Genomic DNA, 25,301 nt, shown 5'->3' on the forward strand with positions numbered 1-25,301 from the left:
TGGTATTGGGTCAAGCATTTGGATTGACGTAAAGTCCATGAATGCTACACCACCTTGACGTCTTAGAAGGAGAAAAAATGGCTGGCGATGAAGCACTGATCGTTATCGATGTGCAGAATGATTTTTGTCCAGGCGGGGCGTTGGCCGTGGCCGGCGGGAACGAGATCGTACCGCTCGTCAACGATCTGATGAAAAGCCATGACAATGTTATTCTTACACAGGACTGGCACCCGGCGGGGCACTCCTCCTTTGCCTCCGGCCATGCCGGGAAAGCTCCCTTTGAGAGCGTAGAATTGCATTATGGGACGCAAACATTGTGGCCCGACCACTGCGTTATCGGTTCTGAAGGCGTGGCGTTTCATCCGGCACTCAACGTCGATAAAGCGCAACTCGTCCTCCGCAAGGGATTTCGGCCAGGCATAGACAGCTACTCTGCCTTCTTTGAAAATGATCACCAGACCAGCACCGGCCTTGCCGGATACCTGAGTGAACGAAGCTTGCAGAAACTCGTTCTGGTCGGTCTCGCGACCGACTTCTGCGTTGCTTACTCGGCGCTCGATGCGCGAAAGCTCGGTTTCGAGGTTTCTGTGAAACTGGATGCTTGCCGCGCCATTGATCTTGGCGGTTCTTTCGGGCGGATGATCGATGAAATGCGTGATGCGGGCGTTGTTCTCGCCTGAACTCAGACGCCCATGAAGCGCTTTACCAGATCCTCGTCGGCTGCTAGCTCGGCCGGTGAAACTGCTGGCCGCGTGCGTCCATTTTCCATGAAGATCACGCTATCTGCGACGGAAAGAACGGCATCAATTCGTTGTTCAACCAGAAGCACGGCGACGCCCGCCGCCGCCAGTTCGCGCACGATCTGGCGGATCGCGTCGATCATCGAAGGCATCAATCCCTCGGTCGGTTCGTCGAGAAGTAGCACGGCAGGATCGATGGCAAGCGCGCGCGCAATCGCCAGCATCTGCTGCTCGCCGCCAGACAACGAGCCTGCACGTTGGCTCAACCGCTCTCGCAGCACAGGGAAGCGGGAGAGCACGCTATCGCGTGTGGCGTTTGTCTCGCTTCGCGCCATCAGGCCGATCTCGAGATTTTCGTCTACTGTGAGTTCGGCAAACAAGCGGCGCCCTTGCGGAACATAGGCGATACGATGCGCCGCGATCTCATGTGTCTCCAGTTTGACTATATCTGTTCCTTGGACGCGGATTATCCCGCCCTTGCGGCTTGCCAATCCCATGATGCCGCGTAGAAGCGTCGTTTTGCCGGCGCCGTTGCGCCCGAAAAGGCAGGTAACCCGCCCCTCGACAAGGGTCAGATCGGCTGACTGAACGATGGTGGTTAGACCGTAGCCGCAGGAGAAGTTCTCAAGGCGCAGCGCCGTCATGACTTTGATCCGAGGTAGGCCGCTTGCACTGCTTCGCTGGCACGAATTTCGGCCGGAGATCCTTGCGCTAGGATGCGCCCACGCTCCAGAACAGTGATGCGATCCGCCAGCGCCATCACGACCTGCATATTGTGCTCGATCAGCAGGATTGTCGTGGTCTTCGATACTTCCCGGATCAACGCGATGAAGCCTTCGATTTCAGAATCCGCCAGCCCTTGTGTCGGCTCGTCGAGCATCAGGAGCTTTGGTCGCAAGGCTAGGCCCATCGTCAATTCAAGCAGCCGTTGATGCCCATAAGCCAGGTCGCGCGCTGGCATGAAGGCATGAGCTTCCAACCCGGTGGATTTCAGCAGGGAGAGGATTTCGGCTGCGGATGCGGAACGCTCACGCTCCAGTGCCAGCCGGACATTGTCCTGGACAGTGAGTTGAGCAAAGATCGAGGTCACCTGAAACGTATAGCCGAGGCCAGCTCTGACGCGGCGATATGCTGGCTGGCGCGTCAGGTTCCGTCCATCAAAAAGAACCTCGCCGCTCTCTGCCATCAGGCGTCCGGAAAGAAGATTGACGAAACTTGTCTTGCCAGCACCATTTGGGCCGATAAGCGCATGTATTTCCCCCGATTGTAGCGAAAAGTCGATGTTATCGACCGCCTTCAAAGCACCGAAGCTGATCGAGAGTCCGCGTGTTTCGAGAAGCGCACTCATGGCAACCACCGCGCGTACCGCTCGCGAAGCGATCCCAGCATCCCCTTCGGGAAGAACAGCACGAGCATAACGAGAACAGCTCCGACGAAGAAGAGCCAGGCGCTGGTAAATGCGCTGGCAAAGTCGATCAGGTAGGAGATCGCCAGCGTGCCCAACACGGGTCCGAGAGTCGTTGCGGCACCGCCGGCCAAAACCCAGAGCAGGGGGAGAATGGAATATTGTACGCCGGCAAAGTTTCCGCCGACATACCCGAATAGAATTGCATAAGCGCCACCGGCCAAACCTGACAAGGCAGCCGAAAGAAGCAGCGCTTTCAAGCGGATCGCAAAAACATTATATCCCAGCAATGCGGCGCGCTCTTCGTTCTCACGGGTTGCCACGAGACTGCGCCCGAAGCGACTTTTGACAACGGCAAGCGTCACTGCCAATGCGGTCGAACAGATGGTCCAGGCAATGAGATAGCGCGCGGTCGGATCGGTGGGGGCAATCCCGAAGGGAAGCATGCGTTGGGATATGTGCAGGACGAAACCCTCGTCGCCACGTGTCCATTCCGAAAAATAGAGAACGGCATGTGCCCCGACTTGCGCGAACATAAGCGTGACGATCATGAAGGCGACGCCCCGTGTGCGCAGCGCGAGGGACATGGTCACGAGCGAAAGGATGAGAGCTGATATGATGGAGGCGACTAGTCCTGCCGACGCGCTCCAGCCGAAATGCAGCATAGGCAATCCGGCGCCGTAAATACCTGCTGCAAAGAACATCGAATGCCCGAGGCTGAGCAAGCCACCATAGCCGAACGTTAAATTATAGCCCATTGCGAAGGCGGCTAGTACGAGCGCGCGTGCAACGAAGGTCTGATGATAATCCGGTAATAGGAATCCGGCTAAGAGCAGTGCTCCCAATACGCAGACATGAAGGAAGACGATCCGCAAACTCATGCCGCGCCCTTCTTCCCAAGCAGCCCTTGAGGGCGGAACACAAGGACGAGCGCCACCGCGCCCGTGGCAATCATCTTTGCCAATGTGGGAGAAAAGAACACCGAGATGACACCGTCCGCCACGCCGATCAGAAGCGCAGCAAGTACTGTGCCGCCAAGGGATCCCAGCCCGCCGATAATGACGACAATGAAGGAAAGTAGCAGCGCATCCTGACCCATCAGATAGTGCGCCTGCTGGATCGGTGTAATCAGCACGGCGGCGATCGCTGCAAATCCAGCGCCCAGCACGAATACGCCGGAGAACACGCGCTCGACCGGGATGCCGAAGGTCGAAGCGGTTTCACGATCCAGCTGTGTCGCGCGCATGACCAAGCCAAATCTCGAGCGACGGTAGAAGGCCCAGAGACCGAGCAGTAGCACGCCTGAAATGGCGATAATGGCCAGCTTGTAGCCGGAATAGCCGAACCACGGCAACTGGATGCGGATATTAAAGGGAGCTGCGACCGGTTGGGCATTCGGCCCGAAGAAGGTCAATGCAGCCTGCTGAAGCATGTAGAGAATGCCAATAGTCGCAACAATGGTTGCTTCGGGATCATATTTCAGCCGTCGCAGCACAAAGCGTTCGCAGAGCCAGGCAATGGCACCCACCACCACCGGGGCCAGCACCAGCGCTGCCAGGAAGCCAACCGCCGGGTGCGTGCCAACAGCTTGGCTTACCCACCACGCAACTATCGCACCGAGCATGTAGAACTCGCCGTGAGCCACGTTGACCACGCGCATCACGCCGAAGACCAGTGACAGGCCGACCGCCATCAGGCAAAGGACGGCAGCAGTCACCAGGCCTTCAAGCGTCGCCAGCAGCAGGTAAGGGCCGAAACCCATCAGAAGGTCTGCATCGTGTAGTCGCCTTCCGGCTCATACAGCCCGTCTTCAATCGCTGTGCGGTGCACAACATGCAGGCGACCGCCTTCGACACGAGAAATATTCTGTTCGCCAAAGACTTGATGGATTTTGCCGATGAAACGTTTCTTGCCTTGCGGATGTTCGAGGCCTGCTTCGAAATCGGTCATCGCTTCAGTCGCTTCGATCAGCTTTGCGCGATCTTCGATTCCGCGATAGCCGCTGGCCTCCATGGCGCGCTTTATGATGAACAGCGTTTCCCAGCAACCGAACATGTGGCCAGCCGTGGAGATATCGCCCTTGTCATGGATGCTGGCACCATTGTCGTCGAGTCCGACGGCGGTACGATAGTCCTTCTCGTAATCAGGCATGTCTGCCTGCGCATAGCGCGGCATGCCTTCCCAGAAGTGACTTCCGTCAAGGAACTCAAGTCCCGGGCTGTTGATATCGATCGCTTCGAGCGAGTCGATATAGCCAAAAAGCTTCGGGCCACTGGTGCCGTAAAACTCGCCGAGCTCCTTCACGAAAGTCAGAACGGCCGGGCCGACCATGACATGATAGATTACCTCTGTTTCAGCCGGAATCTGCGGCAGGTAACGCGTGAACGAGGTCTCCGTCGGCGGGATCGCGATTTGCGCGATCACTTCGCCTCCCTGGGCCTCGAAGGCTGACGGAAAATAGTTGCGATGGTCGTGGCCGAATGCGAAATCCGGAAAGATCATCGTTACTTTCTTGCCGGCATTCTGGGCGATCCAGGGCGCCATGGCGATCACTTGGCTGCGGACATCGGTGATGCCCGGCTGAAGCACGTAGCGATTGAGCTTGCCGGAGGCTACATGATGCCCCTCCGAGACCACGTAATAAGGAATTTTTAGCTCGCCTGCCGCAGGAGCCGAGCCGATCACTACGTGCGAATAGAGCGTTCCGAAAGCAATGTCGCATTTGTGCTGGCTGGCAAGCTTGGCAACCACTTCCGCGCCACGCCGCGGATCCGTGCCGTCATCCTCCGTCACAATCTGCACTTCGCGTCCGTTGATGCCGCCCATTTCGTTGATCTTTTTGACGGCTGCCATTGTCGTGCGTTCATACCACCGCCCATAAGGAGCGCCGATACCTGTTCGGTGCGCCTGAAAGCCGATACGGATCGGCGCGGAGTTCTGAGCCTGCGCATAGCGGACGAAACCCGGTGCAGCTGTCAGTGCGGCGCCTGCGCCGAGCAACTTCAGCGCCTCGCGACGCGTTGGCAGGGAGTTTGGAAGAATAAGTTTCGACATGGAACGGCCCGCTCGATGGGAGGGTGGGTCTAGGCACGCAACCTGGGAAAAGATGGCGGCAATTCAACACAAGGAAAGTGCAACAGCAATGTATTTTTAACGCAGGAGGCACGATTTATTCAGCCGGCTGCCGGTGTGGCAAGCAGCCAAAGCCCAAAAATCGTATAGAAAATCATAAGGGTGGTCAGCGGTAATTCGAAGCGGAAGCGTTGAAGTCGCGTTTCGTAAAGAGAAGCGACGGTCAGATGCGCCCGGTAGACGGCGCCGACATGTCCAAGCGTGATCGCAAACGCCTGCAAGTTCCAGACGAGCCAGACGGGACCATGCCCCGATGTAAGTCCCGCCCGTACGTGGAGATTGCGCAGACCCAGCAGGTTCCATCCCAGTCCAAACGGATCTGACAGCGCTGCCAGCGCATACTGGCCCTCGATAAGCAACGAGGTGAGATAGTGTGAGAAATGATATACCAAGGCGATCGGAATAAGCGAAATCGCCACCGTTCCCATGTGGTCAGCGAAAGATCCCTTGGCACCTGTCAGAGCGTGCCCAATGGCAATCATGGTATAGAACAAGGCAATCATGACAAGCGCAAAACCTGCCATGCCTACGCTGTTAATGATCATCATTGCGCTTCGTCCGGGGTAGTCGAGCGGATTGATGCCGACATGACCAAGCCAGAAGAACGTCTTGGAAAAGCCATCAAACGAAACGCTGGCCAGAACGCAGATCAGAAAGATCGTCTGGGTCCTGGAAAGCGCTCGCGGCGTTTTCGTTCTCAGGATGGCGTAGAATGCAGAAAGGAACTCGCCGCGTCTCATCCAGTCGCGATAGCCAAACAGCACTGCCGCGATCAGGTTGACACAGAAGTAGATGAGCACTGCATTGGCCAGCCTGCCGGGATCCGTCGGGGCCGGATCGATCAGTTCGAACCATGCGAAGCCGATAAACTGGAAAAGCGCCGGCCAACTACCCAGCCATTGCGGAAGGCGATAACGCGGCTTCCCAAACAGATGGAAAATCAGCCAGCAAGGGAAGCGCCAGGGATTGATGAAGCGCCAAAGGTCGCCTGCCAGACCTTGCACCAGCGTCACACCAACCCAAAGCACGGTCCAGATCATGAGCGGCAGAGGGTTCGAAAGCGGATCGCGGCTGCCGATGTAGCCCGCGCTTATCAGCATGATCAGAAATACGAAGGACAGAGCACTTGTGGCCGAAAAGCGGGAGAGGTCGGATCTATTTGCTTCCTGCTCTCTATGCAGCGGTTTTGCTGGTGCAATGAGAAAGATGAGGAAGCTCGCCGCAACGCTTAACGCGGCCGCGGCCATGTAATAGCCGGTTGGCAAAATCAGCAGATGCCCACCGTCGGATGCGTGCCCGAAAGCCTGTACCGTCGCACCGAAAAGAGCAATGAATCCGATCAAGCCGCGTCGCATCACACCTTGACGGGCTTTTCGAGGCGGGCTTCTTGTCCGAACACGCGGATATAGCGTTCGATCTCGCGTTCATCACCGGTTGCCTTGGCCGGATTGTCGGAAAGCTTTACGGCGGGGCGACCATTTGCTTCGCTCACCTTGCAAACCAGCGAAATCGCATGAAGCCGAGAGGTGGGTACCGGAGCGCAGCCTTCGAAATCATTGGTCAGGTTCGTGCCCCATCCAAACGCCATACGGACGCGACCTTCGAAATGGCGATAGGTCTCCTCGATCGTGTCCACGTCGAGTCCGTCGGAGAAGATCAGCATCTTCTCGCGCGGGTCCTTACCATGCTCCTGCCACCAGCGAATGATGCGTTCGCCCCCTTCTATCGGCGGTGCGCTGTCGGGACGAAAACCCGTCCACTCGGCAAGCCAGCCCGGAGCGTGTTTGAGAAATGAGGCCGTGCCGAACGCATCGGGCAGGACTATAAGGAGATTGCCGCCATAATAGCGCTGCCAGTCTTCCAGGACCTTGTAGGGCGCCTGGATGAGTTCCTGGTCGCTTTCTGCAAGCGCCGCCAGCACCATAGGCAATTCATGGGCGTTCGTGCCGACGGCCTCCAGATCGGTATCCATCGCCAGAAGCACATTGGAAGTGCCGGTGAAATTGTCGCCGATCCCTTCCTTGAGAGCTTCAACGCACCACCGTTGCCACAGGAAGGAATGACGCCGGCGCGTACCGAAGTCGGAAAGTTTTATGTTCGGCAACTTCCGTAAACGCTCGGTTTTTTCCCACATCTTGGCTTTGGCACGTGCATAGAGCACGTCGAGCGCGAAAGGCCCGTATTCGCGCAGGGCCACTCGCGATCGCAACTCGTTGATGATGGCGAGGGCTGGAATCTCCCACATGGTGGTGTGTGTCCAAGGTCCGTGGAACTCCAGTTCGAACTGGCCGTCGCGCACCGAAATTTCATATTCCGGCAGTTGGAAATCCTCAAGCCACGCTAGAAATTCCGGCATGAATATCTGCTTGCGGCCATAGAAGGTGTTGCCCGCCAGCCAGATCATTTCCTTCTTCGAGAAGCGCAGCGTCCTTGCGTGGTCCAGCTGTTCGCGCAATGCGCCTATGTCGATCTCATCGGCGAGGCGGATGTGTTTGGCGCGGTTGATGACATGGAAGGTCGCGTCGACCTTCGGGTAGACGCCCCAAATCATCTGAAGCATGAGGAGCTTGTAGAAATCAGTATCAAGCAAGGAGCGTACGATCGGGTCGAGCTTCCAAGTGTGATTATAGACGCGTCGCGCTATGTCGGTCCGTGCCATTCATCGCTCCCCTCATTGCCGCGATGTGCAACCATATGGTTGCATGGCTCCTAACATGTGCGGAGCCCGCAATAAAAGCGAAAAGCATCGAATGATGCCGCAGTAAAATTGCACGGCATCAGATCAAACCCAGGCGATATCTGTTTAACCAGCGATAGGTCAGCAGCATCGCGACGATGACAAGCCCCGCCACGAGCCCGATCCAAATGCCGACACCACCCATGCCGAGGCCGAAGCCGAGCCCGATACTCAAGGTAAGGCCTACGCCCCAATAGCCCACAGCAGCGTAGACCATCGGGACGGTGGTATCGTTCAATCCGCGCAGCATGCCGGCAGCAACCGCCTGTATGCCATCGAAGATCTGGAAGAGGGCAGCGAAGAACAGGAAGGTCGACGCGGTCTGCACCACGGCATGATTTGCCGGATTTGAGAGGTCGAGGAAGCCACCGATCAACACCTCCGGAATGACCACCATGAGAATGCCCATGGTCGCCATGAAGCCCGCGCTCAACGCGTAGGCCACCCATCCTGCCCGTGTTACCCCAACCGGGTTTCGCGCGCCATGCGCGCGCGCCACGCGTACCGTCACGGCCTGTGCAAGGCCCATCGGTACCATGAAGGAGAGTGAGGCGATCTGCATGGCGATCGCATGGGCAGCTAGCGCCGTCTCGCTCACCAGTCCCATGAAGAAAGTTGCCGCGTTGAAGACCGAGATTTCGAAGGCGAGGATCGCTGCGATAGGCAGGCCGATCTTCAGCAAGGCCAGGAAGCGCGGCCAATCCGGGCGCCAGATACGCCCGAACAGCGAATAGCGCCTGAATTTCCTGTGCAGGCTGACGACGGCGACCATGCCCAAGAACATTAACGTATTTGACACCGTGACCGCGATACCCGATCCGAGAATGCCGAGCTCGGGAAAGCCAAGCCTGCCGAATATCAGGCACCAGCTCAGAAAGGCGTTGCAGATGATGCCGCAGAACGCAACGACCAGCGTCCAGCCCGGCTTCTCCATGGCGGCCAGGAAGCAGCGCAGCACTATGTAGAAATAGAAGGGCAAAAGCGCCCATTGCAGGGCGCGCATGTAATGCCCCGCCTCTGCTGCCAAGGCGGGCGGCTGTCCCATTGCGGCAAGAATGGCACCCGCGTGCCAGAGCAGGAGCCAGATAGGAAGCACGGCAAAAAATGCGATCCATAGTCCCTGCCGGACAGTGCGGCGAACGTCGCGCACGGAGCTGCGCTTGCGTCCCAACTCGCTTGCCACCATAGGCGCGGTGGCAAGAATCAGGCCCATACCCATGATCATCGGGAGGAAGTAGAGCGTCAATGCAAGCGAGGCGGCTGCTATCGCTTCAGGTCCAACGCGCCCCAGCATGACGGTGCCCGTTGCGGTCATCGCGGTCTGGGCGATCTGCGTCAGAATCATCGGCCAGCCGAGCTTCAGCGTGGCAGCAACTTCCGCTAGCCAAACCGATCTACCGTTGCGCGTGTCTTCGACCGCGGCATGCATTTAAGCCACCCTCCGATTTCCCTGCCTTGGCTACTAGCCTCGGCACGCTGAGCTTTGCAAGTCGAAGCGATAAGGCCAGCTATCAGCAATCGGCGTGTCCCGTTTCAGAAGAATTCATATGCTGCGCATCACCTTCCTCTGGTCAGAGCGGAAATCTCGGCCTAGATGCTAGATCGATAAAAATTGCTGACCGCTGGAGTGGGAAATGAAACTCAAGATCGCCGTGCAAATGGATCATGTTTCGACCGTGCAAATTGCCGGGGATACGACCTTTGCCCTTTCTCTCGAGGCGCAGCGCCGCGGCCATGAACTCTTCCATTACGTGCCGGACCAGCTGTCGATGCGGGACGGCGAAGTCATCGTTAAGGCGGAGCCGATGACACTACGCGATGAAAGGGGCAATCATTTCACCTTGAGTGCGCCATCGCGCATGAAGCTGGCTGATCTCGACGTTGTGCTACTTCGCCAGGATCCGCCTTTCGACATGCATTATATCACCAACACGCATCTGCTCGAACGCGTTCATGGCAAGACGCTTGTGGTTAACGACCCAGCATGGGTGCGCAATAGTCCCGAGAAGATCTTCGTAACCGAATTTCCGGACTTGATGCCTGCGACGCTCATCACGCGGGATCGCGAGGAAGTGAATGCCTTTCGCGCTGAGCATGGCGATATCATCGTCAAGCCGCTGTATGGCAATGGTGGAGCTGGGATCTTCCACGTCCGCCCTGACGATCGCAACCTCTCCTCGCTTCTGGAAATGTTCGAAAAGATTTCGCGTGAACCCTATATTGTCCAGCAATATCTCCCCGACGTGCGCAAAGGCGACAAGCGCATCATTCTCATCGATGGCGAGCCGGTTGGCGCGATCAACCGCGTTCCGGCCGAACACGATTCCCGGTCCAACATGCATGTTGGCGGCGTGGCCGAGCATTCGGTGCTGACCGAGCGCGAACGTGAGATCTGTGCCCGCATCGGGCCCTCGCTCAAGGAGCGCGGCTTCATTCTGGTGGGCATCGACGTCATCGGCGATTACCTGACGGAGATAAATGTCACGTCGCCGACCGGCATCCGCGAGATTGCCAAATTCGGCGGAGCCAACATTGCAGCGCTGTTTTGGGATGCCATCGAACAAAAAGTGCAAAAAACCTACGCGATCGCGTAATAGCGCAACCGAAAAAGATAGCGCATTATCCCCTCCGGCAAATTTGCCGTGAGGGGACTTTATATGGTGGCGCGTGTTCAGACGGTGGCCTTTCAGGGCATCGAAGCGGTTAGTGTCGATGTGCAGGTCATGGTCGCACCTGGCAAGATGGGGATGCAGATTGTTGGCCTGCCGGACAAGGCTGTTGCCGAAAGTCGGGAGCGCGTGCAGGCCGCGTTGCATGCGTCGGGTCTGTCGATGCCGACGAAGAAGGTCACGGTTAATCTTGCCCCCGCCGATCTTCCAAAGGAAGGTAGCCACTATGATCTGCCCATAGCGCTCGGGCTGATGGCAGCGATTGGCGCCATTCCGGCGGACGCCTTATCGCGCTACGTCGTGCTTGGCGAACTCTCGCTTGATGGAACGATCGCTGCCGTGGCGGGCGCATTGCCCGCAGCGATCGGTGCCGACGCGCGCGGCATGGGACTGATCTGTCCCGCGGCATCGGGCCCGGAGGCGGCTTGGGCAGGTGAGGATTGCGAGATTATCGCACCGCGCAGCCTCATTGCCATCGCCAATCATTTCAAGGGTACGCAGGTTCTTTCCCGCCCTCAGCCGCAGCTGCGCACCACGGCCGGCGATTTGCCTGACCTATCGGATATCAAGGGACAGGAGACGGCGAAACGCGCGCTCGAAGTTGCCGCCGCCGGTGGTCATAACATGTTGATGATCGGGCCACCTGGCTCCGGAAAGTCGATGCTGGCGCAGCGCCTGCCGTCAATCCTGCCGCCGCTTGCACCGAAGGAGCTTCTTGAAGTCTCGATGATCTCCTCGGTGGCCGGTATCCTCGCAGACGGTCAACTCACGGACAGGCGGCCTTTTCGCGCTCCGCATCATTCTGCTTCGATGGCAGCGCTTGTGGGGGGAGGTTTGCGCGTTCGGCCCGGCGAGATTTCACTTGCGCACCGCGGGATTCTTTTTCTTGACGAATTGCCGGAATTTGCTCCTGCTGTTCTGGATTCGTTGCGTCAGCCGCTCGAAAGTGGCGAATGCGTCATTGCACGGGCCAATTCGCGCGTCACCTATCCGGGTCGTGTGCAGCTGATAGCCGCCATGAACCCGTGCCGTTGCGGCATGGCGGGCGAGCCGGGCCATCGCTGTGCTCGCGGGCCTCGCTGTCAAAGCGAATATCAGGCTCGTATATCAGGCCCGTTCCTCGACCGCCTGGATATTAGGCTCGAAGTGCCGGCCCTTTCGGCGGCTGATCTCATTGCGCCGGGAAAGGCCGAAACCAGTGCCGCGGTCGCTGCACGCGTGGCTCGTGCGCGCCAGTTCCAGCAGTCGCGGTTTGCCGAACTCGGTTTGGAAAATGTCACAACCAATGCGCAATGTCCGACGGGGATGATCGAGACGATGGTGCGGATTGATCAGGCAGGAGGGGCGCTGCTGCAGGACGCCAGCGAAAAGATGCGTTTATCCGCGCGGGCCTACCATCGCGTTCTGAAGGTCGCACGTACGCTAGCCGACCTCGAGCAGTCGGAGACGGTGTCCCGCATCCATCTGGCCGAGGCCATTTCCTACAGAATTCGTAGCGATTCCATGGCCGAGGCGATCTGAGGCAATGTCGTCGTGCTAGCCGTTACAGGCTTTTCATGGCCCATTCGTCGGCGGTTTCGTCGCGCAGGCCCTGGAGGCTGCTGAGGCCCCGCTGATCAAGGAAGCGCTTAAGGCCGATCAGAATGTCGCCCGCGAGACCTGGACCGGCATAGACCATGCTGGAATAGAGCTCCACGAGATCGGCGCCGGCGCGTATTTTGTCGATCAGTGTTTCCGCGCTGTCCACGCCCCCCACGCCGATGAGCTTCATATCGGGGCCGACGAGCTTGCGGGTCTTTGCCAGTGCGATCGTCGCGCGCTGGAAAAGCGGCTTGCCGGACATGCCCCCGGCCTCCTTCGCGTTGGCGCTGTGCAGGCCTGCACGCGAAAGCGTCGTATTGGAGATAATCAGCCCATCTATTCTCTGCGTAACGGCTTCGGCAGCAACGTCTTCGAGATCGCTATCGGCAAGGTCTGGCGCGATCTTCAACAGGATCGGAACGTGGCGCGTCAGCGCAAGCCGCTCGCGTTCCTCCAGAACGCGGCTTAGCAGTTCGGCGAGCGCGGCGCGGGCTTGCATGTCGCGCAGGCCCGGCGTGTTCGGCGAGGAGATGTTTACGGTGAGATAGCTCGCAAAGGGGGCAAACCGGCGTACCCCGAGCACATAATCCTCGATCCGGTCGGTGCTATCCTTGTTCGCGCCAATGTTAACGCCGACGATGCCGTTGCCCCGCCGCCCGCTGAGGCGTTCACAGGCGGCGTCGTGGCCCTCATTGTTGAACCCCATACGGTTGATGACTGCTTCGTCTTCCTGCAGGCGAAACAGGCGCGGTTTCGGGTTACCTGCCTGGGCTTTCGGCGTCAGCGTCCCAACTTCCACGAAGCCGAACCCGAGGCCAAGAATAGCGTCTGGCACTTCGGCATTCTTGTCAAAGCCTGGCGCCATGCCGAGCGGGTTTGGAAAATCGAGGTCCCATAATCGCGTCGCCAGCCGAGGATCCTGGCGCGCCTGGGGCGCGACGGGCAGGTTGAGCTTCAGCGCCTTGATTGCCATGCCGTGTGCCGTTTCGGCATCGAAGGAAAACAGCGCACGTCGACCGAGCGATTGCAGGAACGGGTTCATCATTGCAGCTCCGGAAATATATGGATGCCATCAGTTCCGAGGTCTAGAGGCGTCTCTCCAACCACCGCATGAACAGGAAGAGGTCCATAAAGATGGGGGAAGAGCGCGCCGCCGCGCGAGGGCTCGTAGCGCAGCGCGTCCTGATCGAGACACAAGCTGTCGATTGCCAGCAGAACGAGATTGGTTTGACCCGCAAAATGCTTGGCCGCCGTTTCCTTCACTTGCGTGGCGGTCGAGAAATGGATGAAGCCATCCTGCAGATCGACAGGCGAGCCGTCGAAACTTCCACTTTCTTGCGCCAGCGCCCATGCGTCGCGCTCGGTAATTTTGTAGATAATTCTGCTCATATCAGCCCTATAGGCACAAATCCCGACAAGTGAAAGACGACCCGGTAGCTGTTTCCCGGTTAAGTTGACGGCAATCGCGCTTTCTTTCTTGAACTTTCGACTAACACAGGGCTATCCATAGATGTGGGAGAAAGATACGAGGATAGCGGCTGGTGGGCAGCAAATTCATTATTGCAGATGACCACCCTCTTTTTCGTGGTGCGCTGATCCAGGCCCTGAACGATCTCGACGGACCATTGCAGATATTCGAGGCAGGCGATTTCGCTGGAGCCAAGGAACTGATTGAAGCCCACGATGATGCCGATCTCGTATTGCTCGACTTGCATATGCCAGGTGCAAGCGGTCTCTCGGCGCTGATAACTCTTCGTGGCATTCAGCCCTCAGTACCCATCGTGGTCATTTCGGCTCATGACGATCAACGCACCGTCAATCGCGCACTTACGCTCGGCGCTTCCGGTTTCCTCTCCAAGTCGGCCAGCATAGATGCTATACGCTGCACGATCCAGGCAGTTCTGGCGGGCGATATAACCTTGCCCGCGGACGATCTGGATTCTCTCGAGGCCGACCCCGAGATTTCCGACTTGCTCAAGCGGCTGCAATCGCTCACACCGCAGCAGAACCGCGTGCTTGCAATGCTGGCTTCGGGACTCCTGAACAAGCAGATCGCGTTCGAACTCAAGATTTCGGAAGCGACCATCAAGGCGCATGTCTCGGCGATCCTTCAGAAACTCGAAGTTGACAGCCGAACGCAGGCCGTCATTCTTCTCTCGCGCATTGGTGCTGTCGAGACACGTCTCTGAATGCCAAGCGGGCGTGGACAGGTTTTTTGCGATCTTTATTTTTTCGAAACTAAAAACAAGCGCTTATCATTTTCTTTCTTCGGTTTCCGAGGAAATCCATCCACGCCCTGGCCGGCTGCGCGATACTTCTCGTGCGTCAGGGATAGGTGAGCTCCCGAACACCGAGGCGCTGAGACAGCGGGCGGAAACCGCCGTTTGGCCTGGCAAGCCGGACGGAGGGTCGAACGAGAGAGGATTTGCGACCTTCTCTCCTCTTCGGGTTCTTCCAGACACCGTCAGGGCATGTGGAAGCATGCGAAATTGAATGAAATGCAACGGGCCACATGCCCTGATCCCATTTCATTTCCCATCAACCGTGCGGCACGCGCCGTGGCGGATTTTTCTGCTGCGTTGCTAGATGGTTCCCTCGACCGAACGCATCAAGCGCGCCATCATCACCCGCAATGCAGCTGGTCGTACCGGCTTGTTGAGAACGTGGACGCCCAACTGGTCGGCTTTCTCGCGCAGATCCAGCGAGCGATCAGCCGTTACGAGAATGGCCGGTACTGCCCGACCCCATAGCTGCCGCAAGAGAAGAACGGCATCAAGTCCGTTGGTTTTGTCCAATTGGTAATCTGCCAGGATTATATCCGGAACCGAGCACGTAATTTCAGCAGCCTCCATTCCCGTGATCACCAGGCAGCCCCAGCCGGATAGCATGCGCTGCATGCTGTCCAGAATGCGCATATCATTGTCGATGCAAACCACGCGCGTTCCTTCAAAGGAGTTCGTTGAGTCAAGACCCTGCTCCACCGGCGACATCGCCTTCGGTCGTTCTTTTGCCTCGATGGGCATCACCACGGAAAAACGCGTTCCCTTGTGACGTACAGAGGTAACGCGCAGCTCGAGTTGCAGCACGCGTGCGATACGGTCGACGATGGAGAGGCCAAGCCCCAGACCCTGCGCCTCGCGCGCTCCATCTTCGAGACGAACAAATTCGGAAAAGACGGATTGCAACTCGTTCGACGCGATGCCTATCCCGGTATCTGCGACGATGATTTCCACAAGTTCGCCGCGTTTGCGCGTCCCCATCAGCACCTTGCCGGTACGCGTATATTTAATGGCATTGGAGATCAGGTTCTGGATAAGGCGCCTGAGCAGATTGCGATCCGTGCGCACGATATGACGTGACGCGATAACCTTCAGCTCCAGTCCCTTGGCAATAGCGAGAGGACGAAAATCCGTCTCAACCTGTCGCAGAAGCTCACCGAGCGAGAAGACACTTTCCGAAGGCTTCAGAGCGCCAGCGTCCAGCCGCGATATATCCAGAACTGCGCTTAAAATTGCTTCGACCGAGTCGAGCGAAGATTCGACATTCGTGGCGAGGTCGGCCATCTCGCTTCCTATGGCGCGCGACGACAACGTGTTGGCATAGAGGCGCGCCGCGTTTAGCGGCTGCAAAATATCATGGCCTGTGGCAGCCAGAAATCGCGTCTTCCCAAGATTGGCCTCTTCAGCCAGACGTTGGGCTTGCGCCAGCTCCTCGTTCACCTGCAAAAGCTCAGCTGTGCGCGCCCGCACACGCTGCTCCAGCGTCTCGTTTGCTTGCTTCAAGGCGCGATCGGCCTCTACGCGCTGAGTAATATCGGCATAGGTGACGACCATCCCGCCGCCCGGCATCGGGTTCGACCGCAATTCGATAATACGACCTGTCACCCGCAGGGGAAGTTGCCAGGTACGGCCGAAATCTGTCATCCGGTTGAGCGTCGCAAGATGCTCCTGCTCGGTGATCTCCCGATTGGCGACCAGCCGCTTCAGTACGTCGTCGAAAGAAACGCCGACCTGACCCATCTCTTCGGGCAGGTCGAAGAGAAAGCGGAACTGCCTGTTCCAGCACGTCAGGCGGAAATCTGGGTCGAGGACGGTTATGCCTTGTTCCATCTGGTCAAGGGCGATTTGCAGGAGATCGCGATTGTGCTGCAAGGCTTCCGTTGCGTCGTCGAGCAGACGATAGGCATCGTGGCTGGAGCGCTGATTGCGCCCCATAAGCAGCGAAAGAACAAGGCGCGCTGATGATGAACCGACGGCGCTCGCCAGCAATTGCTCGGAATAGCGGATGATCGAAATGTCGGCGGGGGCGCCCTCATCGATCGGACCGTTCCCTCGTTCATAGCTGTCGAAGGACCTTTTCGTTCGTTCTTCGCCCAGGTAACGCGCAACTGTTTCACGAATTTCGCCAGCGGTCACGTCTGTGCGAAAGCGCCGGAAATGCGGTAAGGGGCTTGCATCGCGCGGAACGAAGGAGGCAGCCTGAATCCGTTCTCGAACGGTTGCTTGCCGCGATAATGATCCGACGACATAAAATAAGAAATTGACCGAAAGGCTCCAAGCAACGCCATGATTGAGAAGCTCTGCCTGCGTTCCGAACAAGGCTTGTGGACGCAGTGCCGCCAGACCGAAGGGGCCGTCGATCAGGATTCGTGAGGCGGGGTCGATTAACGAAGGAAGAAGCAATGTGTAGGCCCAGACAAGCGCGCCTGCCGTCATGCCGAAAGCTGCACCTCGAGCATTGGCGCCGCGCCAGATCAGGCCGCCGATGAAAGCGGGTGCAAATTGCGCCACAGCTGCAAAGGACATGAGGCCGATTGAAGACAAGCGGGTTTGTTGCGTGAGCTGGCGATAGTAGAAATAGGCAATCATCAGCACGACGAGAATTGTAAACCGCCGTATGTTGAGGATGAGTGCGGACCAGTCGGCTGCATTCGTGCCGTCATTGCGTAAGAGGTGCCGGACGAAGATCGGTATGATAATATCGTTCGAGACCATGATGGCCAGCGCCACCGACGCGACGATCACCATCGCCGTCGCTGCCGAAAAGCCGCCGATGAAGGCGATCATCGCCAGAAAATCATGACCGGCGAAAAGAGGTAGCGAAAGCACGTAGAGGTCAGCATTGCTTTGGTCCCCGACAAAATAAGTCCCGGCGAAGGCTAGAGGCAGGACGAAGAGATTGATCGAGACGAGATAGAGCGGGAAAAGCCAGCGCGCGGTCGCAAGTTCGGTTCCTCCACGAGCTTCCACAAACATGACGTAGAACTGGCGCGGCAATGTAAAGATCGCAAAGGCCGAGATGCAGGTGACGATCAGCCACGTACCGACCGACGTTGAATAGCGGAGGGCGTTTTGGGTTTCGGGCACTGCCATGATATTGGCGAACACCTCTCCCGGCCAGCCGAAGATTGCGAAGGTGACGCTGAAGCCGACTATGAGAAATGCCGCGAGTTTGATGACCGATTCAACCGCGACGGCGAGAACCAGGCCATTTTGATGCTCGGTGGCATCTGCATGCCTTGTTCCAAAGAGAATGGTGAAAAGTGCCAGAACAAGCGTCACGACCAGCGAGACGTCTATTCCCCAAGGCGGACGGAAGCCGATTTCCGGCTGGTGATAATAATACGCCGTCATCAGCGAGACGGATCCGGAAATGGCTTTGAGTTGCAGGGCGATATAAGGAATGGCGCTCAGGAGCGCGATCAGGGTGGCAATCATTGCGACCGCCGTGCTCTTGCCATAGCGCGCGGCGAGAAAGTCAGCCACTGACGTAATGCGTTCGGTTTTGCAGATGCGCACGATCCGCTGCAGGAAATTCTTGCCGAAAAGCAGAACGAGGATCGGGCCGATATATATGGCGAGAAACTCCAGACCTCGCTCGGACGCTAATCCCACCGAACCAAAGAATGTCCAGGAAGTGCAATAGATCGCCAGGCTGAGCGAGTAGATATATGGGCGCGGCACCGCGTTTCGCACGCCCACTGCGTGCCGGTCGCCGATGAACGCAATTGCGAACAAGAGCAGCAGATAGGCAAGTGCTACGGCGAATACGAGCCAACCCAACACGACTTTCCCCTCCCGGATGGAGCCGGAGCGGGACTGTTACGTCCAGTCCATCATCCAGTAGACCTATCGCATCTTCTTCGACGCGAAAATAAAAGAAAAATCACCACTGAAAAAGCAAGTCGCCAGTATCCGGCTGTTTCGCTGCGCCAGCAATTTGCTATGGTTGGATTCGTTGGGACTAGGCGAGGTCGGAACTCGGGCTTCCGAATCGCTGGAACGTGTTGGCGAGATCAAGCCGCCATCGGTATCAGGAGAGGTTCATGTTAAAGGAATTCCAGGAATTTATCTCGCGCGGCAATGTCATCGATCTCGCGGTTGGTGTCATCATCGGCGCCGCGTTCAATAAGATCGTCGAATCTCTGGTTGGAGATATTGTCATGCCGATCGTCGGCGCGATCTTCGGTGGTTTTGACTTCCGCGATTATTTCGTCGGCCTGTCTTCGAGTGTCACCGCTTCTACCCTCGACGCCGCACGCGCTCAAGGTGCCGTGCTCGCTTATGGCAGCTTCATCAGCGTTGTGATCAACTTCCTGATTCTCGCCTGGATCATCTTCATCATGGTCAAGAGCATCAACGCGCTGCGTCGCCGCCTCGACCGTCAGAAGGAAGCCGAAGAGGCAGCACCTGCCGCTGCTCCGGAAGATGTCAAGCTTCTAACTGAAATTCGCGACCTGCTGGCGAACAAGCCGGCGGTTTGATCGGGTTATTATAGAAACGCCCGCTTCAAGCGGGCGTTTTCTTTGAATAAAGCGGCCTTAGGCCGCCTGGGAACTGGTTTGAGATGTAATTCCCAACGCTTCCCACGTTTCCAGAAGAGCATCTTTCAGCACCTCGATCATCGCATTGTCATGAAATGGCGACGGGGTGATCCGCAAGCGTTCCGTGCCACGTGGCACGGTGGGATAGTTGATCGGCTGAATATAAATGCCGTGCCTTTCAAGAAGACGGTCACTCGCCTTCTTGCACAGCTCCGCATTGCCGACCAATACCGGCACGATATGCGTCACTGAGTCCATCACCGGCAGACCGGCGGCGCGCAAGACGTCCTTGGCGCGCTGCGCCTGTCTTTGCTGCCCTTCGCGTTCAGCGTGAGAAGATTTGAGATGGCGGATCGAAGCGCAAGCCGCGGCAGCGACCGAAGGCGGCAAGGCCGTCGTGAAAATGAAGCCAGGCGCATAGGAACGCACGGCATCGATAAGCGCGCGCGAACCAGTAATATAACCGCCCATCGCGCCGAAGGCCTTGCCGAGCGTCCCTTCGATAACGTCGATCTCGGTCGCAAGGCCCTCGCATTCTGTGATGCCCCCACCGCGGGCGCCGTACATGCCCACCGCATGCACTTCGTCAATATAGGTCATGGCATCATAGCGTTTGGCGAGCGCCACGATCTCCGCGATAGGCGCAATATCGCCATCCATCGAATAAACAGATTCGAATGCGATCAGCTTGGCCCGTTCCAATGGCTGTGCTTTGAGCAGCTCTTCGAGATGCGCCACGTCATTATGTCGGAAAATCTGCTTTTCGCAGCCGGAGTGTCGTACGCCCTCGATCATAGAGGCGTGGTTGAGCGCGTCGGACAGAATGAGGCAGTTTGGAAGCAGCTTGGCAATCGTCGCGATGCCTGTTGCATTGGAAACATATCCGGAGGTGAAAACAAGACCGGCTTCCTTGCCATGCAGATCGGCAAGCTCTGTTTCCAGCTCGACGAGCGGATGATTGGTGCCGGAAATATTGCGCGTGCCGCCCGCACCTGTACCCATCCCTTGTGCTGCTTCGGTCATGGCGGCAATCACCTTTGGATGCTGGCCCATGCCGAGATAATCATTCGAGCACCAGATGGTGATTTCCCGGGTTTCCTTCGCCGACCTGTGCCAGGTTGCGACAGGAAAACGACCGACGATACGCTCAATATCCGCAAATACGCGATAGCGCCGCTCACGATGCAGCTGGTCTACCGCATCTTCGAAAAACTGCTGGTAATTCATCACATCTCCGCGCGTCCGTAACATCGTACCGCGCCTCTTTTGCTGATGACGAACATAGGCAATTCGCACGAAAACGTCCATACGAGGACACCGGGCAAATTGACACGGCAGCCCCGAGGCGCTTGCATGGCGGGCGCAACCGAACAGAGATCTTAATGCCACTGCACATCGTTCATCACCCCGCCTATGATGCGCAGTTCGATCCGGCTCATCGTTTCCCGATGAGCAAATACAGCCTTCTGATGCGCGAAATCGATGCGCTGGGCCTTGCGCACAGGGGGTTTATACACGCGCCAGCGCTTGCCAGCCGAACCCTGCTGTCCAAGGCCCATGATCGCCTCTATGTCGATCAGGTTTGCGATCTTCGGGTGCCTGAGACGATTGAAAAAGAAATCGGTTTTCAGGTTGATGAGAAGGTCTCGAGGCGCGCGCGTTATGCGAGCATGGGTTCGCTCATGGCCGGGCAACTTGCACTTGAACATGGAATTGCGTGCAACACGGCAGGTGGTAGCCATCATGCACGACGCGCCCATGGCGCAGGCTTTTGCACCTTCAATGACGTGGCGGTCGCGGCCTGCGCGCTCCTCGACCAAGGCAGGGTGGAGCGCGTTCTGATCGTTGACCTCGACGTCCACCAGGGTGACGGGACCGCCGATATTTTCCGCGGAGAGCCGCGTGTCTTCACGTTCTCGATGCATGCCGAGCGCAACTACCCAAGCCGGAAAATCCCATCCTCGCTGGACATAGGTTTGCCCGACGGCATGGGTGACCGCGCCTACCTTGATCAGTTGAACGCTGTTTTGCCACGTCTTATTGAAGCGGGGCGTCCCGATCTGGTCTTTTACAATGCGGGCGTCGATCCTCATATGGATGATCGTCTGGGCCGTATGAAGATGACCGATCAGGGGTTAGAATGGCGGGAGCGTACCGTGATCGATTTCTTTCGCAGCCGTCATATACCGCTCTGCGGTGTCATTGGCGGCGGCTACTCATACGATGCCGCCGCAGTCGCGAAGCGGCACGTCACCCTGTTCAGAGTCGGGGCCGAATTTAGCGACGGTTGAGGATGCGCAGGAGAATAAATACTGGAACGACCACCGAAGCGCCAAGCAGCAAATAGCCTGCAAACCGATTTACCGAATTGAAGCCAAGGCGCCAGATGTCGACAACGAAATCGCGGATACCGTAATATATATCGTAGGGTCCCCAGCCGAAGGCGCTCATGACGATGCCGACCAGAAAGGACACGATCGCAAGCTTCACCAGAATGCGAAGCGGGCTGTCTCCAAGAAAATCCGTTGCACGCGACATCGAAGCACTCTCCATATTGGTTATATGGACATAGAATGAGCGCTGGCGCATCGCAAGTCTTTGCATCGTTGGATTTTGCGCATTGAAGCGGCGCGGTGCCCGGTGTAACGATGCTGGCACAGGCGGGTATGATGTAATGGTAGCCTGTCAGCTTCCCAAGCTGAACGCGCGGGTTCGATTCCCGCTACCCGCTCCAATGTTTCTCCTGGAGACAAAAAGCGCCGCACAAGGCAGCGCTTTTTCCGGTCATTGGAGCAGTATTATTCTGCCGGCTGGATGACCTCGCCGGTTTCCTCGATCACGACAGGCTTGCCGCCCAGCGCCGTGTTCATCTTGTCCACGTCGAGTTCGTTTTCCCAACGTGCAACAACGAGCGAAGCAACGGCATTTCCGACAAGGTTGGTCAGTGCGCGGCATTCTGACATGAAGCGGTCGATGCCGAGGATCAGTGCCATTCCCGCTACCGGAACGGTTGGTACGACCGAAAGCGTCGCGGCAAGCGTTATGAAGCCCGCGCCGGTGATGCCCGCGGCACCCTTGGATGAAAGCATCGCCACCAGAAGTAGCAGGATTTGATCGCCGATCGAAAGGTCGATATTGGTCGCCTGCGCAATGAAGAGCGCAGCCATCGTCATGTAGATATTGGTGCCGTCGAGGTTGAAGGAATAGCCTGTCGGGATGACGAGGCCGACAACCGATTTCTTCGCGCCGGCTGCTTCCATCTTTTCCATCAGGCTCGGGAGCGCGGCTTCCGAGGAAGACGTACCGAGAACGAGCAGCAGCTCTTCCTTGATATAGCGGATCAGCGCGAAGATCGAGAAGCCATTATACCTGGCGACCGCGCCGAGCACCACGATCACGAAGAGAAGCGATGTCAGGTAGAACGTGCCGACGAGCATTGCGAGATTGGCGATTGAGCCGATGCCGTAGCGGCCGATGGTAAAGGCCATCGCTCCAAATGCACCGATCGGAGCCGCCTTCATCAGGATCCCGACGAGCTTGAACATCGGCGCGGTGACGGCGTGGAGAAAATCGAGAACCGGCTTGCCGCGATCTCCGACCATGCCAAGTGCTATGCCGAACAGGACAGAGAAGAACAGAACCTGCAGAATGTCGCCAGACGAGAAAGCACCGACGATGGTCGTCGGGATAATGTTCATCAGGAAGCCGGTGATCGACTGTTCATGTGCCTTCTCGGCATAGCTCGCGACAGCGGCGCCATCCAGCGTGGCGGGATCGATGTTAAGGCCAGCTCCAGGCTGGATGACATTGGCGACGATCATGCCGACGATCAGCGCAAGCGTTGAAAATGTGACGAAGTAGATCATTGCCTTGCCGGCAACTCGTCCGACCTTCTTCAGATCGCTCATGCCAGCAATGCCCGTGACGATGGTCAGGAAGATCACCGGAGCGATGATCATCTTGACGAGCTTGATGAAGGCATCACCGAGTGGCTTCATCGCTTCGCCATAGACCGGATGAAAGTGGCCAAGCAAAGTTCCGACGACGATCGCGAAGATCACCTGAACGTAAAGAACCTTGTAAAAAGGCACATGGCCGCGCGGCTGCGCGGTCGAAGGTATAGCTTTCATAATTGTCCTCCAAGACAGGCCCAGATGGAATGCTGTCACTCCGCCTCCCGGGCCGTTTGGCGTAGTTGCCAAATTGAATCTTGAAAAAGCATTTCGTGTGCCACTTCGGATTAACTTCCTGCAAGGATATGATTTCCAATGAGAAAAATTTTCAATCGATCAACTTTGGTTTTGGTTTGTGCGGAAAACCACACAAGCTTCTTGCGTATCTGGCGGATCTGTGCACAAGAAATCGTATGAGCGATGTTAGCTATAATGAACGTTTGCAGCGAAGTGCTTCCTATCTGCGCTTCTTTGTCATCATCGCTGTTCTCGCCACGCTAGCCGTCTCCCTTTTTGCTGTGCATCTGGGGCGGTCGACGGCGCTGGCAGACATGCAGGCGCAAGCTCGGACGGATACGACGCTTAAGATCGCGCTCCTGCGGGCGGTTCTCGAGCGGTCCGGCATATTGCCGCAGGTCTTGGCGCGTGATCCCGACCTGCGTTTGACGCTGAAAAGCCAAAGAGCTGTCGATTTTCGCAAACTGAACGAGAAGCTGGAACTCGTGGCGCGCGAAACCGGTGCGGCCGTTATCTATGCCGTGCGCGTGGATGGGCTGGCGGTTGCCGCCAGCAACTGGCGCGAGCCGGACAGTTTTGTCGGCAATGATTATAGCTTTCGCGCTTATTTTTACGACGCGATGAAAAGCGGCGCAGGCAAGCACTACGCGCTCGGCACAGTCAGCCGTCGGCCCGGTCTTTATGTCTCGCGTCGCATTGATGATCTCGATGGCACTCCTCTTGGTGCCATCGTTGTCAAGCTCGAGTTCGACCAGTTGGAACGCGATTGGGCAAGCTCCGGCAATCTGACTTTTATCACAGACGAAAAGGGCGTCGTTCTGGTTACCAGCAATTCCTCATTGCGCTTTCGCGCGATGAAGGCGCTTTCCGAACAGGAGCGAGAGACGTTGCGGGCGAGCCTGCAATTCGGCGACGCATCACTCGAACAGCTTGATATCCGGCAAAGGCAGCCGCTTGGTCCTGAAGAGAATCTGGTTTCCGCCGGCGAACCCATTGGAAAAATGAGCGAGACTTATCTCGATTTGCAGATGCCGGTTGAAGGAACGGGCTGGACGATCAACTACCTTGCGCCCGTCTCCGAAGCGATCGCAAAGGGCATACGCGAGTGGCTTTTGCTCTCTCTTGCCGCGCTTTTCCCGGTTCTCGCTGGAAGCGGCTTTTATCTGCGCAAGCGACACGCTGCCGATTTGCGCCTGATCGCGGAGCAGGAGGCGCGCGATGCGCTCGAACGCCGTGTGGAAGAGCGAACCAGCGATCTGAAGGCCGCGCATGGCCGCCTTGAAGCGGAGATAGAAGAGCATCGGGAAACGGAGCGGAAGCTTCAGGCAGTGCAACAGGAGCTGGTGAGCGCTAATCGCCTCGCCATTCTAGGACAGGTGGTCGCGGGTGTCGCGCATGAGGTTAATCAGCCGCTCGCGACCATTCGTACCTATGCCGACAATGCCCTCTCTTTTTTATCCATCGGGCGTGCCGAGGACGCCTGCCAGAACTTGACAACCATCGCCTCGCTTACAGAGCGGATCGCCCGCATCACACAGGAACTCAGAAACTTTGCGCGAAAGGGCAAGGGAAGCGACAAGTCAGAAGCCATTCCTGTGGGGGAAATCATCGACGGCGCACTTATGCTTTTACGCGCACGCTTTCGTACCCGGATGGAGGCATTGGAGATCGAATGGCCATCCTCGGACATGCGCGTTATGGGAAGTCGGATCCGTCTGGAGCAGGTATTAATCAATCTGCTGCAGAACGCTTTCGAAGCGATAGGAGAGCGCAGCGATGGAGAAGTTCGTGTTTACGCCGAGGTGAGAGAGGGCAGGGTGCACATCGTGGTGCATGATAATGGCGTTGGTCTGTCGCCCATGATCCGTGCGGGCCTGTTTACGCCATTCAATACCTCGAAAGAGCAGGGCCTTGGCCTGGGACTTGTCATTTCGCGCGAAATAATCACCGAACATGGCGGCACATTGTCGCTGGATAGTGATGAAGCTGGGACGCGCGCAACGATAATTGTGGAGAGAATTTAG

The 25,301-nt window shown here is 57.4% G+C and carries 21 protein-coding genes and 1 tRNA gene; 8 read left to right on the forward strand and 14 right to left on the reverse strand.

Going from position 1 to position 25,301, the window contains the following annotated elements; all coding sequences use genetic code 11:
• Positions 1 to 77: 77 nt before the first annotated feature.
• The gene (gene pncA / locus IE151_RS16485; protein WP_189492771.1) at positions 78 to 680 is read left to right on the forward strand and encodes a bifunctional nicotinamidase/pyrazinamidase; all 603 of its coding nucleotides are present in this window, start codon (positions 78 to 80) and stop codon (positions 678 to 680) included.
• 2 nt (positions 681 to 682) lie between these two features.
• Here pncA and IE151_RS16490 read toward each other — a convergent pair whose 3' ends face one another.
• The 8 genes from IE151_RS16490 to IE151_RS16525 form a co-directional block, all read right to left on the reverse strand.
• Positions 683 to 1,384, reverse strand: a complete 702-nt coding sequence (locus IE151_RS16490) for an ABC transporter ATP-binding protein (protein WP_189492774.1) — start codon at positions 1,382 to 1,384, stop codon at positions 683 to 685.
• Positions 1,381 to 2,088 carry an ABC transporter ATP-binding protein gene (locus IE151_RS16495; RefSeq protein WP_189492777.1) on the reverse strand — a complete coding sequence of 236 codons (708 nt, stop codon included), beginning with the start codon at positions 2,086 to 2,088 and terminating at the stop codon, positions 1,381 to 1,383. The genes IE151_RS16490 and IE151_RS16495 overlap by 4 nt, the downstream gene beginning before the upstream one ends.
• Entirely contained in the window at positions 2,085 to 3,026 is a 942-nt protein-coding gene (locus IE151_RS16500) for a branched-chain amino acid ABC transporter permease (RefSeq protein ID WP_189492779.1), read from the reverse strand. The genes IE151_RS16495 and IE151_RS16500 overlap by 4 nt, the downstream gene beginning before the upstream one ends.
• A complete protein-coding gene (locus IE151_RS16505) occupies positions 3,023 to 3,907 on the reverse strand; it encodes a branched-chain amino acid ABC transporter permease (protein ID WP_189492782.1) in 885 nt (294 codons plus the stop codon). The genes IE151_RS16500 and IE151_RS16505 overlap by 4 nt, the downstream gene beginning before the upstream one ends.
• Positions 3,907 to 5,199: an ABC transporter substrate-binding protein gene (locus tag IE151_RS16510; protein ID WP_189492785.1), complete on the reverse strand. Its 1,293-nt coding sequence runs from the start codon at positions 5,197 to 5,199 to the stop codon at positions 3,907 to 3,909. Before IE151_RS16510 ends, IE151_RS16505 begins: the two co-directional genes overlap by 1 nt.
• Before the next feature lie 119 nt (positions 5,200 to 5,318).
• Positions 5,319 to 6,620 carry a hypothetical protein gene (locus IE151_RS16515; RefSeq protein ID WP_244636848.1) on the reverse strand — a complete coding sequence of 434 codons (1,302 nt, stop codon included), beginning with the start codon at positions 6,618 to 6,620 and terminating at the stop codon, positions 5,319 to 5,321.
• A gap of 11 nt (positions 6,621 to 6,631) precedes the next feature.
• Positions 6,632 to 7,936, reverse strand: a complete 1,305-nt coding sequence (gene pncB / locus IE151_RS16520) for a nicotinate phosphoribosyltransferase (RefSeq protein ID WP_189492791.1) — start codon at positions 7,934 to 7,936, stop codon at positions 6,632 to 6,634.
• Positions 7,937 to 8,054: 118 nt separating this feature from the next.
• The gene (locus IE151_RS16525; RefSeq protein ID WP_189492794.1) at positions 8,055 to 9,443 is read right to left on the reverse strand and encodes an MATE family efflux transporter; all 1,389 of its coding nucleotides are present in this window, start codon (positions 9,441 to 9,443) and stop codon (positions 8,055 to 8,057) included.
• Positions 9,444 to 9,648: 205 nt separating this feature from the next.
• On the opposite strand from IE151_RS16525, the gene gshB reads away from it, so the two are divergent.
• Positions 9,649 to 10,608, forward strand: a complete 960-nt coding sequence (gene gshB, locus IE151_RS16530; RefSeq protein WP_189492796.1) for a glutathione synthase — start codon at positions 9,649 to 9,651, stop codon at positions 10,606 to 10,608.
• A gap of 63 nt (positions 10,609 to 10,671) precedes the next feature.
• Positions 10,672 to 12,204 carry a YifB family Mg chelatase-like AAA ATPase gene (locus IE151_RS16535; RefSeq protein ID WP_189492798.1) on the forward strand — a complete coding sequence of 511 codons (1,533 nt, stop codon included), beginning with the start codon at positions 10,672 to 10,674 and terminating at the stop codon, positions 12,202 to 12,204.
• Between the two features lie 22 nt (positions 12,205 to 12,226).
• On the opposite strand, the gene IE151_RS16540 is transcribed toward IE151_RS16535, so the two are convergent.
• Both IE151_RS16540 and IE151_RS16545 read right to left on the reverse strand, forming a co-directional pair.
• Entirely contained in the window at positions 12,227 to 13,306 is a 1,080-nt protein-coding gene (locus tag IE151_RS16540) for a quinone-dependent dihydroorotate dehydrogenase (protein WP_189492952.1), read from the reverse strand.
• Positions 13,306 to 13,653, reverse strand: coding sequence for a DUF952 domain-containing protein (locus IE151_RS16545; protein ID WP_189492800.1), 348 nt, complete (start codon positions 13,651 to 13,653; stop codon positions 13,306 to 13,308). Before IE151_RS16545 ends, IE151_RS16540 begins: the two co-directional genes overlap by 1 nt.
• A gap of 152 nt (positions 13,654 to 13,805) precedes the next feature.
• Between IE151_RS16545 and IE151_RS16550 the strand changes: the two genes are divergently transcribed.
• Positions 13,806 to 14,453: a response regulator transcription factor gene (locus tag IE151_RS16550; RefSeq protein ID WP_244636849.1), complete on the forward strand. Its 648-nt coding sequence runs from the start codon at positions 13,806 to 13,808 to the stop codon at positions 14,451 to 14,453.
• Positions 14,454 to 14,846: 393 nt separating this feature from the next.
• Here IE151_RS16550 and IE151_RS16555 read toward each other — a convergent pair whose 3' ends face one another.
• Positions 14,847 to 18,329, reverse strand: coding sequence for a hybrid sensor histidine kinase/response regulator (locus IE151_RS16555; RefSeq protein ID WP_189492802.1), 3,483 nt, complete (start codon positions 18,327 to 18,329; stop codon positions 14,847 to 14,849).
• A 260-nt stretch (positions 18,330 to 18,589) separates the two neighbouring features.
• On the opposite strand from IE151_RS16555, the gene mscL reads away from it, so the two are divergent.
• Positions 18,590 to 19,027, forward strand: coding sequence for a large conductance mechanosensitive channel protein MscL (mscL, locus tag IE151_RS16560; protein ID WP_189492804.1), 438 nt, complete (start codon positions 18,590 to 18,592; stop codon positions 19,025 to 19,027).
• 57 nt (positions 19,028 to 19,084) lie between these two features.
• On the opposite strand, the gene hemA is transcribed toward mscL, so the two are convergent.
• Entirely contained in the window at positions 19,085 to 20,314 is a 1,230-nt protein-coding gene (gene hemA, locus IE151_RS16565) for a 5-aminolevulinate synthase (RefSeq protein ID WP_189492956.1), read from the reverse strand.
• Between the two features lie 155 nt (positions 20,315 to 20,469).
• Between hemA and IE151_RS16570 the strand changes: the two genes are divergently transcribed.
• Positions 20,470 to 21,378, forward strand: coding sequence for a histone deacetylase family protein (locus tag IE151_RS16570; protein ID WP_189492807.1), 909 nt, complete (start codon positions 20,470 to 20,472; stop codon positions 21,376 to 21,378).
• Here the strand turns inward: IE151_RS16570 and IE151_RS16575 are convergent.
• Positions 21,365 to 21,625 carry a DUF6460 domain-containing protein gene (locus IE151_RS16575; protein WP_189492809.1) on the reverse strand — a complete coding sequence of 87 codons (261 nt, stop codon included), beginning with the start codon at positions 21,623 to 21,625 and terminating at the stop codon, positions 21,365 to 21,367. The genes IE151_RS16570 and IE151_RS16575 overlap by 14 nt on opposite strands.
• Before the next feature lie 122 nt (positions 21,626 to 21,747).
• Between IE151_RS16575 and IE151_RS16580 the strand changes: the two genes are divergently transcribed.
• Positions 21,748 to 21,821: transfer RNA gene (locus IE151_RS16580), tRNA-Gly, on the forward strand.
• A gap of 64 nt (positions 21,822 to 21,885) precedes the next feature.
• On the opposite strand, the gene IE151_RS16585 is transcribed toward IE151_RS16580, so the two are convergent.
• Entirely contained in the window at positions 21,886 to 23,217 is a 1,332-nt protein-coding gene (locus tag IE151_RS16585; protein WP_189492811.1) for a dicarboxylate/amino acid:cation symporter, read from the reverse strand.
• Between the two features lie 236 nt (positions 23,218 to 23,453).
• On the opposite strand from IE151_RS16585, the gene IE151_RS16590 reads away from it, so the two are divergent.
• A complete protein-coding gene (locus tag IE151_RS16590) occupies positions 23,454 to 25,301 on the forward strand; it encodes a sensor histidine kinase (protein WP_189492813.1) in 1,848 nt (615 codons plus the stop codon).

Origin of the sequence: Limoniibacter endophyticus (assembly GCF_014652835.1) — a bacterium.
In the GTDB taxonomy this organism is placed as follows: domain Bacteria; phylum Pseudomonadota; class Alphaproteobacteria; order Rhizobiales; family Rhizobiaceae; genus Limoniibacter; species Limoniibacter endophyticus.

Bases quoted from the DNA above. Each gene is read 5' to 3' on its own strand.
- IE151_RS16510 (WP_189492785.1), bottom strand. From the start codon at position 5,199: ATGTCGAAACTTATTCTTCCAAACTCCCTGCCAACGCGTCGCGAGGCG.
- IE151_RS16590 (WP_189492813.1), top strand. From the start codon at position 23,454: ATGAGCGATGTTAGCTATAATGAACGTTTGCAGCGAAGTGCTTCCTAT.
- pncA (WP_189492771.1), top strand. From the start codon at position 78: ATGGCTGGCGATGAAGCACTGATCGTTATCGATGTGCAGAATGATTTT.
- IE151_RS16505 (WP_189492782.1), bottom strand. From the start codon at position 3,907: ATGGGTTTCGGCCCTTACCTGCTGCTGGCGACGCTTGAAGGCCTGGTG.
- hemA (WP_189492956.1), bottom strand. From the start codon at position 20,314: ATGAATTACCAGCAGTTTTTCGAAGATGCGGTAGACCAGCTGCATCGT.
- IE151_RS16585 (WP_189492811.1), bottom strand. From the start codon at position 23,217: ATGAAAGCTATACCTTCGACCGCGCAGCCGCGCGGCCATGTGCCTTTT.
- IE151_RS16575 (WP_189492809.1), bottom strand. From the start codon at position 21,625: ATGTCGCGTGCAACGGATTTTCTTGGAGACAGCCCGCTTCGCATTCTG.
- mscL (WP_189492804.1), top strand. From the start codon at position 18,590: ATGTTAAAGGAATTCCAGGAATTTATCTCGCGCGGCAATGTCATCGAT.
- IE151_RS16500 (WP_189492779.1), bottom strand. From the start codon at position 3,026: ATGAGTTTGCGGATCGTCTTCCTTCATGTCTGCGTATTGGGAGCACTG.
- IE151_RS16570 (WP_189492807.1), top strand. From the start codon at position 20,470: ATGCCACTGCACATCGTTCATCACCCCGCCTATGATGCGCAGTTCGAT.
- pncB (WP_189492791.1), bottom strand. From the start codon at position 7,936: ATGGCACGGACCGACATAGCGCGACGCGTCTATAATCACACTTGGAAG.
- IE151_RS16495 (WP_189492777.1), bottom strand. From the start codon at position 2,088: ATGAGTGCGCTTCTCGAAACACGCGGACTCTCGATCAGCTTCGGTGCT.
- IE151_RS16540 (WP_189492952.1), bottom strand. From the start codon at position 13,306: ATGAACCCGTTCCTGCAATCGCTCGGTCGACGTGCGCTGTTTTCCTTC.
- IE151_RS16525 (WP_189492794.1), bottom strand. From the start codon at position 9,443: ATGCATGCCGCGGTCGAAGACACGCGCAACGGTAGATCGGTTTGGCTA.
- IE151_RS16545 (WP_189492800.1), bottom strand. From the start codon at position 13,653: ATGAGCAGAATTATCTACAAAATTACCGAGCGCGACGCATGGGCGCTG.
- IE151_RS16535 (WP_189492798.1), top strand. From the start codon at position 10,672: ATGGTGGCGCGTGTTCAGACGGTGGCCTTTCAGGGCATCGAAGCGGTT.
- IE151_RS16490 (WP_189492774.1), bottom strand. From the start codon at position 1,384: ATGACGGCGCTGCGCCTTGAGAACTTCTCCTGCGGCTACGGTCTAACC.
- gshB (WP_189492796.1), top strand. From the start codon at position 9,649: ATGAAACTCAAGATCGCCGTGCAAATGGATCATGTTTCGACCGTGCAA.